The sequence below is a fragment of the Streptomyces sp. NPDC054887 genome, assembly GCF_053610585.1.
The window spans coordinates 46,923-61,893 of record NZ_JBSGYQ010000043.1 but is presented as its reverse complement, the minus strand read 5'-3'; the positions used below and the strand labels follow the sequence as shown (position 1 = coordinate 61,893).

Genomic DNA, 14,971 nt, shown 5'->3' with positions numbered 1-14,971 from the left:
GGGCCGGGGCTGAGCCCCGGCCCCGCGCCCGTCGGGCGTTTCGGAGCCGCACGGAGGAACCGGGCGGCACTCCCCCGGCCGCTACCCCGCCTCGGGCTCCGCCGCCCGCGCCCGGTTCGCCAGGATTTTGATGGAGACCAGGGCGATGACCGCGAGCCCGATGATGTACGCCGACACCGCCATCGACGTCCCCGTCGCCTCCAGCAGCAGCACCATCATGAACGGCGCGAGACCACCGCCGAAGACGGCCGCGATCTGGTAGCCGAGCGACGCCCCCGTGTACCGCATCTCGGCCGTGAACAGCTCGGCGAACAGCGCCGCCTGCGGCCCGTACATGATGCTGAGGAAGCAGCTCGTCACGAACGTGCCGACCGCCAGCCACAGCAGCGACTTGGTGTCGATGAGCAGGAACATCGGCACCGCCCACACCAGCAGCCCCACCGCCCCCAGCGCGTAGATCCGCAGCCGCCCGATGCGGTCGGAGAGTGCCGCCGAGGCCGGGATGAGCACGAGCTGCGTGAGGCTGACGCACAGGGAGACCGCGAGGACCGCGCCGCGTTCCATGTCCAGCTCGCGGGTCGCGTAGTCCAGAACCCCGGTGATGATGATGTAGAACGTCGCGGTGTTGACCGCGAACGACCCGCCCGCGAGGAAGACCGTGCCGAGGTGCTTGGTCAGGATCGTGCGCAGCGGGGACCGCGCCGCCCCCTTCTCCCGCTCCGCCAGCGCGCGCTCCGCCTCGCGGAACGCCGGCGTCTCCTCGACCCGCGTGTGGATGTACCAGGCGAGGACGAGCACCAGTACGCCGACGAAGAACGGCACCCGCCAGCCCCAGGACGCGAACGCGCTCTCGCTGGTCGTGGCACCCGCGACGAGGAACACCGTGTTGGCGGTGACGACCCCGATGGGGACGCCGAGCTGCACCAGGCTGCCGTACAGGCCCCGCTTGCCCTCGGGGGCGTACTCCGTGGCCATCAGCATCGCCCCGCCCCACTGGGCGCCGACGGCGATCCCCTGGAGGACGCGGAGCAGGACGAGCAGGACGGGCGCGGCGATCCCGATCGTCTCGTACGTCGGCAGGAGGCCGATGCCCGTGGTGGCCAGGCCCATCAGGGTCAGGGCGAGGACCAGCATGGGCTTGCGGCCGCGCTGGTCGCCGAGGTGTCCGGCGATGATGCCGCCGACGGGACGGGCGAGGAAGCCGACGGCGAACGTCGCGAAGGCGGCGAGCACTCCGGCCGAGGAGCTGCCGGAGGGGAAGTAGAGGTCGCCGAGGACCAGGGCCGCGGCAATGCCGAAGACGAAGTAGTCGTACCACTCGACGGCGGAGGCGAGGGCCGCGGCGGTGGCCACCTTGCGGCGGTTGCGGTCGGCAGGCGCGGCTGCCGTGGGGTCCGTGAGCGGGGAGGACGCGGTGTCCATGGGTGCACACTCCGGTGGGTGCGGGGACGGGACAGGGGGTGGCGTCGTGATGTGCCGGGACCGTACCGACCGGGCGGTACGGAGGTCAACGGGTACGGCACCGGCACTTCGCACGCCCTTCACCCGCCCGAAGCGGAATCCGCTCGGGCAGCACGAACACCCCGGCCGCCGGGGGCGGCGGCCGGGGTGCCGGAATGGGCGGTACGTCCTAGAAGACGACCAGCGCCCGGCCGCCCTTGCCCGCGAGCATGTTGTCGAACGCGGCCGGGATGCCGTCGAGGCCGATCTGTTCGGTGACCATGCTGCCCAGATCGAGACGGCCGGCCCGGATGTGCTCGGCCAGTACGGGCAGGTCGCGCGCCGGGTCGGAGTTCCCGTACACGCAGCCCGACAGCGTGCGGCCGAAGTGGAAGATCTCCAGGGCGTTGAAGGTGACCTGCTGGTCCTTGCCGCCGATGCCGACGACCGTGGCGCGCCCGCCCCGGCGGGTGGAGTCCCAGGCCGTGCGGATGGTGACGGCCCGGCCGACGCACTCGATCGCGACGTCCGCCCCCTGCCCGCCGAGGAGCTTGCGGATCTCCCGGGCGGTGGTGTCGGAGGCGACGACGTAGTCGGTGGCTCCGGCGGCCCGCGCCAGTTCCTCCTTCTCCGGCGAGACGTCGACGGCGACGATCCGCCCCGCGCCCGCGATCCGGGCGGACTGGAGGACGGCGAGGCCGACCCCGCCGACGCCGAACACGGCGACCGACTCGCCCGCGCGGACCCGCGCGCTGTGGTGGACGGCGCCGTACCCGGTGAGGATCGCGCAGCCCAGCAGCGCCGCGTCGGTGAGCGGAATGCCGTCGGGGACCGGCAGGACGCAGTTGGCGGCGACGACCGTCTCCTCCGCGAACGCCGCGACGTTCAGGCCGGGGTGGAGCTCGGTGCCGTCGGCGGTACGGGCGTACACGTTGTTGGCGCCGGCCAGGGCGTTGGCGCACAGCCACACCTCGCCGATGCCGCAGTGGTGGCAGTCGCCGCAGGCGGGCGCCCAGTTGAGGACGACCCGGTCGCCGGGGGCGACGTGCGTGACGCCCTCGCCCACCGAGACGACCGTGCCGGCGCCCTCGTGGCCGAGCACGGCGGGTACGGGCACACGCATGGTGCCGTTGGACAGGGAGAGGTCGGAGTGGCAGACCCCGGCGGCGGCGAGACGGACCCGCACCTGGCCGGGGCCGGTCGGCGGCAGCTCGATGTCGGTGATCTCCAGCGGAGCACCGACGGCGGACAGGACAGCGGCGCGGACGCGGGCCATGGTGTGCGGCTCCCGGCTCAGAACTGGAGGGACTTGGTCTGGAGGTACTCGGAGAGGCCGTGCGAACCGAGCTCGCGCCCGACGCCCGACTGCTTGTAGCCGCCGAAGGGGGCCAGCGGGTTGAACCGGCCGCCGTTGATGTCGACCTGCCCGGTGTCCATGCGGCGGGCGAAGGCCGCGGCCTCCGCGTCGTCCGCCGCCCAGACGGCGCCCGCGAGGCCGTAGACAGTGCCGTTGGCGATGCGCAGCGCCTCCTCCTCGTCGGCGTACTTGAGGATGGAGACGACCGGGCCGAAGATCTCCTCCTGCGCGATGGTCATGTCCGGGGTGACGTCGGCGAAGACGGTCGGGGCGACGTAGTAGCCCCGGTCGAGCGGGGCCTCGGGGCCGCCCGCGACGAGGCGTGCGCCCTCCTCCACGCCCTTCTCGATGTAGCCGCGCACGCGCGCCTGCTGCTTGGCGTTGACCAGCGGACCGACCCGTTCGCCGACGGTGTACTTCGCCACTGCGGTGGCCGCCGCCGCCACCGCCTCTTCGTACTGGTCCGCGTGCACCAGCATCCGCGTCCAGGCGCTGCACGTCTGGCCGGAGTTGCCCATGACGTTGGCGATGCCGACGTTGACGGCCTTCGCCAGGTCCGCGCTCGGCAGGATGACGTTGGCCGACTTGCCGCCCAGTTCCAGCGCGACGCGCTTGACGGCCGCCCCCGCCGTCGCGCCGATCTTCCGGCCCACGGCCGTGGACCCGGTGAAGGACACCAGGTCCACGCCCTCGTGCTCGGCCAGCGCCTGCCCGGCGACCGGTCCGAGGCCGGTGACGAGGTTGAAGACGCCGGCGGGTATGCCGGCCTCGTCCACGGCCTCGGCGAAGAGCTGGGCGGTCAGCGGAGTGTCCTCGGCGGGCTTGAGCACGACCGTGCAGCCCGCAGCGAGCGCCGGGGCCACCTTGGCCACGATCTGGTGCAGCGGGTAGTTCCACGGCGTGATCGCGCCGACGACCCCCACCGGTTCCAGGAGCACGGTGGAGTTCCCCACCTTCTCCTCGAAGGGGTACGTCGCGGCCAGCTCGGCGTACGAACCGGCGACCAGGACCGGCACCCCGGCGTGCACCGCCTGCGAGAAGCCGAGCGGCGCGCCCAGCTCGGCGGTCACGGTCTCGGCGATCTCGTCCTTGCGGGCCACCAGCACGTCGCGCAGCGCGGCGATCCTGGCGGCGCGCTCGGCCGGCGGGGTGGCGGCCCAGCCGGGGAAGGCGTCGCGCGCGGCCCGTACCGCCGTGTCGACGTCCTCGGCGGTACCGGCCGGGACGTGGCCGATGACCTGCTCGTCGGCCGGGTTCACGACGGCGATCGCGTCCTGGCCGGCGGCGGGCCGCCACTGGCCCCCGATGTACATCGCGTCATGGGCCTTCATCGCTGATCCTCCAGAGCTGCCGGGCTGACGTAGTGGTCCGCACCCCAAACTAGCGCTGTTAGTTTTTACGCGCCAGGGCCCTTGGTCCCCCGCTGCCCCCCCCGACCGCTCAGCCGCGTCAGCCGCGCGCGAGAACGAGGAAGGCGGCCCAGGCGTCGGACGGGAGGGCGAGGACGGGGCCGGCCTTGTCCTTGGAGTCGCGGACGTGGACGGTGTGGGGGGAGGCGGCCACCTCTACGCAGTTGTCGCCTTGAGTTCCGCTGTAGCTGGACTTGCGCCAGGAGAGGGCCACTTCGACGCAGTTGTCGCCCGAGGTCCCGCTGTAGCTGGACTTGAACCACGCCAATTCCTGGGTGCTCATAGCGCTCCTCTGATTCGCTCCAGCAGGCCCACGGAGGCAGTTGGGCTGAGGGCCTGTGAGCGGAGTGTGGCATACCGTTGATGCAGCACGGCGGCCTCTTTCGAGTCGGCGATCAATCGACCCGACTCTTGCCCCTCGGCATACGCGAGACGCCTGCCGTCCGGAGTCTCCAACAGTGCAAGCGGCCCGTCCAGCCCCGCATGGCACTCACTGCGCGTCGGCATGATCTGCACCGAGACGTTTCGCAGATCGGCGTACGCCAGGACGTGATCGAGCAGCCCGTTCGTCACATCGATTCCTCCCAGGGTACGTAGCAGGACGTGCTCGTCCACAACAAAGCTGAACGACGTGTTCGGCCGTTCAAGCAACAAGTTCTGCCGCTCCATTCGCGCAGCAACCTGAGCTTCCAACTGCTGATCCGACAGGGGCGGGATGCGGTTGCTGAACGCGCCCTGGCATACCCCTCCGACTGCAACAGCCCCGGTACGAGCCTGCACTCGTAGTTGCCCAGACTCACCGCCGTCTGCTCCAGCCGCGCCCACTTCCTGAACCAGGCCGCAAGCCCCGGCTGCCGTGTCAGGTGGGCGAACGCCCTCCGCAGCGCGCCCGTTCCCCCCAGCGCCAGCTCCGCGCGCTCCACGAAGTCCTTGTCGGGCATGCGTCTGCCCAGCTCGATCGACTCGATCGTGTGCTTGGAGAACCGCACCAGCGGCCCGAATTCCTCCCTGGTGAAGCCCGCGTGCTCCCGCAGCCCCTGCACGAACGCCCCGAAGGTCTTCAGGCTGTCCGATGATCCCGGCTCGTCGTGTTCCCAGTCCCCGGCCATGCCCGGTCCCTCCCGGTGAGTGAATCTCCCCGCACTCGGCTCACCCAGGGTTACGGCACGGGGGACCGTACTGTCCACACCACGTGTCCGTACGGTGGCTCAGCGTACGGACGTGTCCGCTGGTGGAGGGCCGTGGCGGCCCGCCACGGTGGGCGCATGCAAACCGATACGCAGCCGCCCGGCGCCCAACCGCCCGTTACCGTACGTGTGTTCCGGCAGCGGTTCTCCGCCACCCGCAAGGCGGCGAGGCTGGCGCGCCTGCTGGCCGTGCACCAGTTCCACGAGTGGGGCGTTCCGTACGGCAGTGACGTGTCGGACGTGGCCGCGCTGATCGTCTCCGAGCTGGCCGCGAACGCCGTGACACACGGCCGGGTGCCGAGCCGCGACTTCGAGCTGCGGCTGGCCCTGGAGGCCGGCGGGGTGCTGCGCATCGAGGTCACCGACGCCCGCGCCGAGCGCCGTCCGCCCGCGTCGACGCCCCATGCCCCGCCTCCGGACGCGGAGGCGGGGCGAGGGTTGCTGCTCGTCGAGGCGCTGGCCGAGACGTGGGGTGTCGCCGACCGGCAGGTGGGCAAGACCGTGTGGGCGACGCTCCGGGCGGCGGCGGTGACGACCGTCAGACGAAGTTCAAGCCGGTGAGGTGGGCGAAGACGACGACGTTGGAGGCGTACCCCTTCTTCTTGTCGAAGGTTCCTCCGCAGGTCAGCACGCGCAGCTCGGGGCGGCCGGACTTGTTGCCGTACACCTCGGCGTCGGGGAATGCCTCCTTCTTGTACGTCCGCACCGCGTCCACAGTGAACACCGCGATGCGGTGGTCCGCGCGGACGACGTGGATGACGTCACCGGGTTTGAGGGCGTTGAGGTTGAGGAAGATCGCCGGACCGGTCCGGGTGTCCCGGTGCCCGACGAGGAGGGAGGTTCCCGTCTCCCCGGGCGTCGGGCCGTCGCGGTACCAGCCGACCAGGCGCGGGTTGTCGACCTGCGGGGCGGCCAGGTGGCCCTGCGGTTCGAGCCCGAGGCCGACGACGGGCGCCTCGATGGTGAGGGCGGGGACGGCCACACTCACCGGCGGCGAGAACGGCAGCGGCGGGTGCGCCGGGGCGACGGCCGGCTTGGGCACCGGCTTCAGCGCCGGAGGCGGGGCCGGACGGGGCGCCGCCGGATTCGGCACCGGGGCCGACGCCGACGGTGACGGAACCACCGGCTTCGCCACCGTCGGCCGGGGCGCCGCCGGGGTCGGCACCACCGGCGCGGACACCGCGGGCGTCGGCACCACCGGCTTCGGCACCGCCGGCTTGGGCACGGCCGGAGACGGTGGCGCCGACGACGGCACCCCGGGCGACGGCACCCCGGGGGACGGCACCGCCGGCGACGGGTCGGGCGCCGGGTTCTTGGCGGCCGTGTCGTGCGCGGCGGTGTCGTGCGCGGCGGTGACGACCGGCGCGTCCGGGGGCGATTCGCCGCACCCCCGGACGACACCGGTCATCAACGTCACCGTCGCGGTCGCCGTCATAGCCAGGCGCAGGCCCCGGCTCGGTCCGCGCCGGCGGCGGGAGCGGGTGTTACGCGGCGCCATTGGCGCGGCGGCGTGCCCGGCGTACGAACATCAGCCCGGCCACTCCGGCCGCGCCCGCGACCAGGGCGGGAGCCATGGCCGACGAACCCTCGTCGGTCTCGGCGCCCGTACCCGTGCCGGTGCCGGTGCCGATGTCCGCGGCACCGCCGCCGCCCGCGGGGACGGCGCCGCGCGGGGCGGGCTTGTTGTCCTGCTTCTTGGCGCAGTTGACCTTGAAGATCTTCTGCTTCGGGACGCCGCCCGGGAACGTCCAGCTGAGCTGGTAGTGACCGTCCGGGAGCGAGTAGTCGGCCGTGTTGCCCTTGCCGTTCATGAGCACGAGGCCGCCCGACAGGATGGGCTCGACGGGCGTCTTCGGCTGCGGCGGGGTGACGGTCCAGTTGACCAGCTTCACCCCTTCGAAGTTGGTCGCCGACATGTTGAACGTGCAGACCTCGTAGTGGTCGTTGGTGTCGGCGGCGCGGGTTCCGGCCTTGTGGATCTTGATGTCTCCGCTGTCGCCCTCCACGGCGAGGGCGGCCGGCGCGCCCCACAGGGACACCCCGGCGAGGGCCAGAGCGGCGAGGGCGGCCATGCCCGAGCGGGCACCGTGGGAGCGAAGAGATGTCGAGGTGGTCATGCGGGGCTCCTTCAAGCCGAGATGATTGTCGTACTGATCACTCGATCGCCTGATTAGATGTCACATATCGGGCGCGAAGAAGCCTAGAAACGCTGAGATTCCGTCAGATATGACCTGACTGGCGGACAAAAGGTGTCTGCCGACCGGGGGAGGAAGCCCCTCCCGCACCGGTCCCGCCCGCACCGCCGGTCTCCCCCGAACCGCCGTCCCCGCCGGTCCCGCCGGTCCCGCCGGTCCCGCCGGTCCGGCCGCTCGCGGCCCGTCCGCCCCGCACCGCCAGCCCCGCCGCTCCCAGCAGGAGCGCGCCGAGCATCAGGAAGGGGGCCGCCGTGCCGGCGATTCCGGCCACCAGACCCGCCGAGGCGGGCGCGGCGACCTGCCCGAGGCGGTTGCCGGTCAGGCGCAGGGCCAGTGCCGTCGAGCGCGCCTCCGGCGGCGACGCCTGGACCACCGTCGTCATCGACAGGGGCTGGCCCACGCCCAGGCAGAAGCCGAGGACGGCCAGCACCGCCGCGAGCGCCCACACCGGAAGGGGGAGGGCGACGCCCGCGCACAGCAGCGCGGCCAGCAGGCACGTGACGGTCATCAGCGCGGTGCGGCCGAGCAGCCGGATCATCGGCGTCATCACCAGCCGGCAGGCGATCGTCGCCGCGGCCCGCAGGCTGAGCAGCAGGCCGACGACGGAAGGGGCGATGCCCCGGTGTTCGCCGACGACGGGCAGGTACGCCGTCAGGACGTCGGTGGCGGAGAGCACGGCGAGGCTGATGAAGATGCCGCCCGGCACGCCCCGCGTACGCAGGATCCGGTGGACCGGGACCTTGGCCGCGTCCTCCCGGCGCGCCGTTCCCGGCGTGCGGTGCTCGATCCGCCAGAGCGCGACGAAGGACGCCGCCGCGACGCCCGCCGAGACGACCAGCGCGACGGCGCTGGTACGGGCCATGGCGCCGTCCTGGCCGGACACCAGCAGGCCGGCCGCGGCCGGGCCGACGAGCTGGCCGAGCGAGGCGCCGATGGTGAAGTGGCCGAAGTTGCGGTCCTGTTCGGCCGGCGCCGACTGGCGGGCGACGATCGACTGGGCGCCGATGACGAAGCACAGGTGCCCGAGTCCCATCACCCCGCTCCAGGCCGCCATCGCGGGGAGGGAGTCCGCCGTACCGCTGAGGGCGCACCCGCCGGAGATCAGGACGACGCCGGCGGGCAGCAGGGGTGCGCACCGCCCCCGGTCCGTTCTGCGCCCCAGCGGTACGGCGGCGAACAGGGGAAGCAGCGCGTAGACGCCCGCGATCACGCCGACCGCGCGCTCGTCCGCGCCCAGGGCGAGAGCGCGGTACGAGACGGCCGGGCGGGCCATCGACACCGCGGCCTGCGCGAAGCCGAAGGCGATGACCAGCCGCAGCAACCAGCCCCTGCCACGCATCAGATGATGCCGAAGCAGATCCCCGCGCCGAGCACGACGAGCGAGGTGAGGGCCGCCCACTTGACGGTGAACCGGGTGTGGTCGCCGAACTCCACCTTGGCCATGCCGACCAGGACGTACACGGCCGGCACGAGCGGGCTCGACATGTGCAGCGCCTGGCCGACGAGCGAGGCGCGGGCGATCTCCAGCGACGACACGCCGTGCGCCGCGCCCGCCTCCGCCAGGACGGGCAGGACACCGAAGTAGAAGCCGTCGTTGGACATGAAGTACGTCAGCGGCAGGCTCAGCAGGCCCGTGACCAGGGCCATGTGCGGCCCCATGGCGTCGGGGATCGTGCCGACGAGCCAGTCGGCCATGTGCTCGACCATGCCGGTGCCGGTGAGGACGCCGGTGAAGACGGCGGCGGCGAAGACCATGCCGGCGACGTTGAGGACGTTGTCGGCGTGGGCGGCGATCCGGGCCTTCTGGTCGGCCATGTTCGGGTAGTTGACCGTGAGCGCGAGGGCCGCGCCGATGAGGAAGAGCACCGGGATCGGCAGCAGCTCCGTGATCATCGCGGCGAGCAGCGCGACGGTGAGTCCGGCGTTGAACCAGTACAGCTTGGGCCGCAGGGTGGCGCGGTTCGGGTCGAGCCCCTGGAAGCCCTGCCCGTCCGCGGCGTACGCCGGTCCGGCGTCCGCGGCGCCGCCTCCGGAGCCCACGCCCGTGCGGGTCTCCTCGCCGCCGCCGCCGGCGGTGACCAGGACCTCGGTCCGCACCTCGACCGCCTCCTCGATGTGGAGGTGGCCGAGCCGCTTGCGCTCCCGGCGGCCCAGCACGTAGGCGAGGGCGAAGACGAAGAGCAGTCCGACGGCGAGCGCCGGGATCATGGGCACGAAGATGTCCGCCGCGTCGAGCTTGAGCGCGGTGGCGGCGCGGGCGGTGGGACCGCCCCAGGGCAGCGTGTTCATCACGCCGTTGGCGGTGGCGGCGACGCCGGTCATCACGACGAGGCTCATTCCGAGCCGCTTGTAGAGCGGGTACATCGCCGAGACCGTGATCATGAAGGTGGTCGAGCCGTCGCCGTCGAGCGAGACGATCGCGGCGAGCACGGCGGTGCCCACCACGATCCGCAGCGGGTCCGCCTTGCAGAAGCGCAGGATGCCTCGCACGATCGGGTCGAAGAGACCCACGTCGATCATCACGCCGAAGTAGACGATGGCGAACATCAGCATCGCCGCGGTGGGCGCGAGGTTTCCGACGCCTTCGAGGACGTAGTCACCGAGCTTGGCGCCCTGTCCCACCAGCACGCAGAAGAGTGCGGGTATCAGCACGAGCGCCGCGATCGGCGACATCTTCTTCATCATGATCAGGACCAGGAAGGTCGCGATCATGACGAATCCGAGGATTGTCAGCATTTGGGGTCCCTAACGTTCGCCCTTGAACTCCCACCAGGCCAGGCGGTTCGATGACGTTAGGTCGCCCCGCGACGCGTTAACAAGATGTTGACGCGCGAGCAATAAGCGCAAAACCCCAGGTCACGATATGGGTGCTACGTCGACGGGGAATCCGTTGAGCACGGCGGTGCCCGACAGCGGGTCGAGCCGGCTGCCGTCGAGCAGCTGGTTGACGTTGACCCCGGGGGTGCTCGCGGCGACCGCCATCCGTACGCCCTCCCGGTCGTGCCCCCAGCCGTGCGGCAGGCTCACCACACCGGTGCGTACGGCGTCCGTGACCTCGACAGGGGCCACCACCTCGCCGCCCTCGGCGCGGATCCTGGCGTCCGCCCCGTCGGCGAGGCCGAGCCGCGCCGCGTCGTCCGGGTGGACCTGGAGCGTGCAGCGGTTGCTGCCGCCGGTCAGCGTCGGGATGTTGTGCATCCAGCTGTTGTTGGAGCGCAGATGGCGGCGGCCGACGAGCACGAGCGCCGCGGGCCGCGTCTCCAGCGCGCGCCGCAGCCGGGGCAGGTCGCCGGCGACGGGCTCCGGCAGCAGTTCGACCTTCCCGCTGCGGGTCTTGAGGACCTGCGGGAGGCGGGGCCTCAGCGGGCCCAGGTCGACGCCGTGCGGGTTGGCCAGCAGGTCGTCGAGCACCAGGTCGTACGGGCCCAGGCGCAGCATCATGTCGAGCCGCCGCTGCGGTCCGCTCGCCCCGCTCAGCGCGGCGGCGATCTGCGCGGGGTCGCCGCCGTGGACGGGCGAGTGCAGTGTGTCGACGGCCTTGGCCAGGGCGCGCCCGATGACGAGGTCGTCGACCGCCGACGGGTCCGCGCCGTGCATGCCGCCGACCGCGAGGACCAGCCGGGCGTGGATCTCGCTCTCGTCCATGCGCCCTTCCTCCAGGGGCACCGCGGCCGGGGTGAACCGCGCCTGGTTGCGCACGGCGAAGCCGTTGAACGCGAAGTCGAAGTGCGCGCTTTGCGACGGCGGGGGCGGGGGCAGGACCACGTCGGCGTGGCGCGAGGTCTCGTTGAGGTACGGGTCGACGCTGACCATGAAGTCGAGGTGCTCGCTCAGCGCGCGGTCGAGACGCAGCCCGTCGGGAGCGGACAGCACGGGGTTGGCGGCGATCGCGACGAGCGCGCGCACCCGCCCCTCCCCCGGGGTGTCGATCTCCTCGGCGAGCGCGGCCAGCGGCAGTTCGCCCTTGGCCTCGGGGTGACCGCCGGCCCGGCTCCTCCACCGGCCGAGGGCGAAGCCCTTGCCGGGCCCGGCGGGGCGGGGGGCGGGCGCGGTGGCGGAGAGCGGGAAGAGGACGCCGCCGGGGCGGTCGAGGTTGCCGGTGAGGATGTTCAGTACGTCGACGAGCCAGTTGGCCAGGGTGCCGAACTCGACGGTGGAGCTGCCGACCCGGCCGTACACGGCGGCGGTGGGCGCGGCGGCGAGCCCCCGGGCCAGCAGCCGGATCTCGTCGGCGGGCACGTCGCAGGCGGCGGCCACGGCCTCCGGCGTGAAGTCCCGTACGGCTTCGCGGACTTCGTCGAGGCCGTCGAGGTGCTCCGCGAGGGCGCCCGGATCGGCCAGCTTCTCCTCGAAGAGGACCTGGGCGAGCGCCGCCAGCAGCAGCGCGTCCGTCCCCGGCCTGATGGGGACGTGCCGGTCGGCGAGCTTCGCGGTGCGGGTGCGGCGCGGGTCGACGACGACGAGCGTGCCGCCGCGCCGGCGCAGAGCCTTGAGCTTGCCCGGGAAGTCGGGGGCGGTGCACAGACTGCCGTTGGACTCCAGCGGGTTGGCGCCGAGGAGCAGCAGGTGGTCCGTACGGTCGAGGTCGGGCACCGCGATGGCCAGCGGGTCGCCGAAGAGCAGGCCGCTGGACACGTGCTTGGGCATCTGGTCGACGGTGCTGGCGGTGAAGAGGCTGCGGGTGCGCAGCACGGACAGCAGGACGGGCGGGTAGAGGGCGCCGGCCATGGTGTGGACGTTGGGGTTGCCGAGCACGACACCGACGGAGTCGGGCCCGTACTCCTCGATCAGCGGCCGCATCCGGGCGGCGACGAGGTCGAACGCCTCGTCCCAGGTGGCGTCGCGCAGAGCGCCGTTCTCCCGGACGAGGGGCCCGGTCAGCCGGTCGGGGTCGGAGTCGACCTCTCCGAACGACGCGCCCTTGGGGCAGATGAACCCCTTGCTGAAGACGTCGTCGCGGTCGCCGCGCGCGCCGGTCACCCGGGTCCCCTCGATGGTGAGGGTCAGCCCGCAGGTGGCTTCGCACAGGGGGCAGACACGCAGGGCGGTACGGGTGGCTTCGTCTTGACCGGGCACGGGCCCTCCAGGGCGGCGTCGACGGTGGCTCGCGAACGCCATCGAGCATACCGACCGGTAGGCATGGCGGGGAGGGGTGCGGGGCGACGGATTGCGACGGCGGGCGTATGTGCGCCCGCGGCGCCCGGTCGGGGCGCGGCGCCCGGCCCGTACACGCACGGGGGCGGGGGCGCGGCGACCGGCACGCAGCCTGCGCCCGGCGGCCCGGTCACCGGTGCGGGCGCGGCGAGCCGGCCGCGCCCCGGTCAGTCGAAGATCCGGGCCAGGTAGGCGTGCAGCACCGCGCGGGTCTCGGTGATCAGGTCCGGGTCGCCGTCGGGGTCGACGCGGAAGGCGAGCTGGAGCAGCGCGTCGGCGGCCTCCACGGCGACCAGGACCGTGCGGCGCAGGTCCGGGTCCGGGGCGCGGCCGAGGTGGGCCGGCAGGAGGTCCGTGAGGCGGTCGATGACGCGGTAGTTGATGTCGGCGTCGGCCGCCCGGTCACCCACCGGGATCTGGACGCCGAAGTCGACGAGGCGGAAGCCCGGGACGGTGCGCTTCATGGCGATGTACTCGTCGAGAACGGCGTCTACCGCGCCGCGCCAGTCCTCGGACGGCACGGTGGCGATCCGGTCGCTGATCCGCCGGGCGTACCGGTCGAGGTTGCGCTGGGCGAGGGCGTCGGCCATGGCGCGCTTGTTGCCGAAGAAGCGGTAGACCGACCCGATGGGCACGCCCGCGCGCGCGGCGACCGCCCGCGTGCTCAGCTGCTCGTAGCCGATCTCGTCGAGGAGTTGGGCGCAGGCGTCCAGTATCCGGGCGAGCCGGTCGGCACTGCGCTGCTGCACGGGGGCTCGGCGGAGCGAGTTCGTTGAGGACACGGACCCCATGATGCCGACCCGGCCCGCCGGCGCGGCACCCGTTGACGGGCGGCCTCCTGAATCCTACTGTCAACCATAGGATTCCTTCGGCACCCCGGGAGCGGACGATGAGCGGCATCGAGCAGGCGAGGAAAGCGGCTGAGGGACTGGCCCACTCCTCCGGCTTCGGCAACGAACACAGTTCGGAGGCCGTGCCCGGCGCCCTGCCGCACGGACGCAACTCGCCACAGCGCGCGCCGCTCGGGCTGTACGCCGAGCAGCTCAGCGGCTCGGCCTTCACCGAGCCCCGCGCCCACAACCGCCGGTCCTGGCTGTACCGCATCCGGCCCTCGGCCGCGCACCCCCCGTATCTGCGCACCGACAACGGCGGCGTGCGCAGCGCGCCCTTCACCGAGACCGTCCCCGACCCGAACCGGCTGCGCTGGAACCCGCTGCCGGACCCCGCGCCCGGCACGGACTTCCTGGCCGGCCTGTGGACCGTCGGCGGCAACGGCGACGTCACCCAGCGCACCGGCATGGCGATCCACCTGTACTGCGCCAACGCCTCCATGACGGACCGCGTGTTCAGCGACTCCGACGGCGAGCTGCTGATCGTCCCGGAGCGCGGCGGCCTGCTGCTGCGCACCGAGTTCGGCCTGCTGCGCTGCGAGCCCGGCCACATCGCGCTGATCCCGCGCGGCGTCCGGTTCCGCGTCGAGCTGCTCGACGAGAGCGCCCGCGGCTACGTCTGCGAGAACTACGGGCAGCCCTTCCAGCTCCCCGACCTCGGCCCCATCGGCGCCAACGGCCTCGCCAACGCCCGCGACTTCCTGGCGCCGGTGGCGGCGTACGAGGACGTCGAGGGCCCGGTGGAGGTGGTCAACAAGTTCTGCGGCAACCTCTGGTCGGCGACGTACGGCCACTCGCCCCTCGACGTCGTCGCCTGGCACGGCAACCACGTGCCCTACGTCTACGACCTGCGCCGCTTCAACGTCATGGGCACGATCAGCTACGACCACCCGGACCCGTCGATCTTCACGGTCCTCACGTCGCCGTCCGACACCCCGGGCCTCGCCGGCGTCGACTTCGTCGTCTTCGCGCCGCGCTGGCTGGTCGGCGAGGACACGTTCCGGCCGCCGTACTTCCACCGCAACGTGATGAGCGAGTACATGGGCCTGATCGAGGGCGCGTACGACGCGAAGGCCGAGGGCTTCGTGCCGGGGGGCGGCTCGCTGCACAACATGATGTCGGCGCACGGACCCGACCGCGAGACCTTCGACCGGGCGAGCGCCGCCGAGCTGAAGCCGCAGAAGATCGACGACGGCCTGGCCTTCATGTTCGAGACGCGCTGGCCGGTCACGGCGACCGCTCAGGCGGCGACGGCCGACCATCTCCAGACGGCGTACGACGACGTGTGGCAGGGTCTGCAACGCCACTTCAGGTCGTAGTACCTACGGAGAAATGAAAC

The 14,971-nt window shown here is 72.4% G+C and carries 12 protein-coding genes and 1 pseudogene; 2 read left to right on the top strand and 11 right to left on the bottom strand.

Translation table 11 applies throughout. From position 1 onward, the window contains the following. Positions 1-81 precede the first annotated feature (81 nt). The 5 genes and pseudogenes from ACWGH0_RS23435 to ACWGH0_RS23415 form a co-directional block, all read right to left on the bottom strand. Positions 82-1,422: an MFS transporter gene (locus ACWGH0_RS23435; RefSeq protein WP_453406159.1), complete on the bottom strand. Its 1,341-nt coding sequence runs from the start codon at positions 1,420-1,422 to the stop codon at positions 82-84. A 208-nt stretch (positions 1,423-1,630) separates the two neighbouring features. Next, entirely contained in the window at positions 1,631-2,716 is a 1,086-nt protein-coding gene (locus ACWGH0_RS23430) for a Zn-dependent alcohol dehydrogenase (RefSeq protein WP_453406158.1), read from the bottom strand. A gap of 17 nt (positions 2,717-2,733) precedes the next feature. Next, a complete protein-coding gene (locus ACWGH0_RS23425) occupies positions 2,734-4,128 on the bottom strand; it encodes an aldehyde dehydrogenase family protein (protein WP_453406157.1) in 1,395 nt (464 codons plus the stop codon). A 118-nt stretch (positions 4,129-4,246) separates the two neighbouring features. After that, positions 4,247-4,489, bottom strand: a complete 243-nt coding sequence (locus ACWGH0_RS23420; protein ID WP_453406156.1) for a DUF397 domain-containing protein — start codon at positions 4,487-4,489, stop codon at positions 4,247-4,249. After that, positions 4,486-5,315, bottom strand: a pseudogene (locus ACWGH0_RS23415) (helix-turn-helix domain-containing protein). Before ACWGH0_RS23415 ends, ACWGH0_RS23420 begins: the two are co-directional and overlap by 4 nt. Positions 5,316-5,471: 156 nt before the next feature. On the opposite strand from ACWGH0_RS23415, the gene ACWGH0_RS23410 reads away from it, so the two are divergent. Beyond that, positions 5,472-5,954, top strand: a complete 483-nt coding sequence (locus ACWGH0_RS23410) for an ATP-binding protein (protein ID WP_453406155.1) — start codon at positions 5,472-5,474, stop codon at positions 5,952-5,954. Here ACWGH0_RS23410 and ACWGH0_RS23405 read toward each other — a convergent pair. The 6 genes from ACWGH0_RS23405 to ACWGH0_RS23380 all read right to left on the bottom strand — a co-directional run bounded on the left by ACWGH0_RS23405 (position 5,932) and on the right by ACWGH0_RS23380 (position 13,533). After that, positions 5,932-6,801 (bottom strand): class F sortase, encoded by an 870-nt coding sequence (locus ACWGH0_RS23405; protein WP_453406154.1) that lies wholly within the window; start codon positions 6,799-6,801, stop codon positions 5,932-5,934. The two genes, ACWGH0_RS23410 and ACWGH0_RS23405, sit on opposite strands and share 23 nt — an antisense overlap. Before the next feature lie 76 nt (positions 6,802-6,877). Then, positions 6,878-7,510 (bottom strand): hypothetical protein, encoded by a 633-nt coding sequence (locus tag ACWGH0_RS23400; RefSeq protein ID WP_453406153.1) that lies wholly within the window; start codon positions 7,508-7,510, stop codon positions 6,878-6,880. Between the two features lie 103 nt (positions 7,511-7,613). Continuing rightward, complete coding sequence (locus ACWGH0_RS23395) at positions 7,614-8,927, bottom strand: MFS transporter (RefSeq protein WP_453406152.1); 1,314 nt, start codon at positions 8,925-8,927, stop codon at positions 7,614-7,616. Further along, positions 8,927-10,324 (bottom strand): CitMHS family transporter, encoded by a 1,398-nt coding sequence (locus ACWGH0_RS23390; protein WP_453406151.1) that lies wholly within the window; start codon positions 10,322-10,324, stop codon positions 8,927-8,929. Before ACWGH0_RS23390 ends, ACWGH0_RS23395 begins: the two co-directional genes overlap by 1 nt. A gap of 120 nt (positions 10,325-10,444) precedes the next feature. After that, the gene (locus ACWGH0_RS23385; protein WP_453406150.1) at positions 10,445-12,664 is read right to left on the bottom strand and encodes a molybdopterin oxidoreductase family protein; all 2,220 of its coding nucleotides are present in this window, start codon (positions 12,662-12,664) and stop codon (positions 10,445-10,447) included. A gap of 245 nt (positions 12,665-12,909) precedes the next feature. Continuing rightward, complete coding sequence (locus ACWGH0_RS23380) at positions 12,910-13,533, bottom strand: TetR/AcrR family transcriptional regulator (RefSeq protein ID WP_453406149.1); 624 nt, start codon at positions 13,531-13,533, stop codon at positions 12,910-12,912. A 98-nt stretch (positions 13,534-13,631) separates the two neighbouring features. Here ACWGH0_RS23380 and hmgA point away from each other — a divergent pair, with 98 nt between their 5' ends. Then, positions 13,632-14,951, top strand: coding sequence for a homogentisate 1,2-dioxygenase (hmgA, locus tag ACWGH0_RS23375; protein WP_453406148.1), 1,320 nt, complete (start codon positions 13,632-13,634; stop codon positions 14,949-14,951). The last annotated feature ends 20 nt before the right edge of the window (positions 14,952-14,971 follow it).